The following is a 520-nucleotide window of genomic DNA, read 5'->3' as shown; positions in this document are numbered from 1 at the left end:
ATCACCACGATACTTAGTGCCTGCTAGCAGCGAACCGATATCAAGTGAGTAGATAACGCTATTTTGAATCACCTCAGGCACTTGGCCTTCAACAATTCTCCAAGCTAGGCCTTCTGCAATTGCCGTTTTACCCACACCAGCTTCACCAACGAGCAATGGATTGTTCTTACGACGACGACATAGAACTTGGATCGTACGTTCTAGCTCTTTGTCACGGCCAATTAATGGATCAATATTACCGGCCTTCGCCACTTGGTTGAGGTTTGTTGCAAAGCTTTCTAAACGCTCATCGGAACCTGTCTCTTCGACACTATCCGAGCTAAACGAATCTGAAGAAGATGGATCTTCTCCGGCGCCAGAAGCTTTCGTAATACCGTGGGAGATAAAGTTGACAATATCTAAGCGAGAAATGTCGTTTTTCTTCAATAAATAAGCGGCGTGCGACTCTTGTTCGCTAAAAATTGCGACCAATACATTAGCACCCGTTACTTCGTTGCGACCAGACGACTGAACATGGAAA

General features: G+C 45.4%; 1 pseudogene. It reads right to left on the bottom strand.

Annotation, left to right across the window (positions count from 1 at the left end):
- Window positions 1-520: pseudogene (locus R7E78_RS30435) on the bottom strand (hypothetical protein); the annotation flags it as partial.

Source organism: Vibrio sp. YT-19(2023), assembly GCF_033337395.1.
Note: the sequence above shows the minus strand (reverse complement) of the source record. Positions and strands in the feature narration are given on the sequence as shown.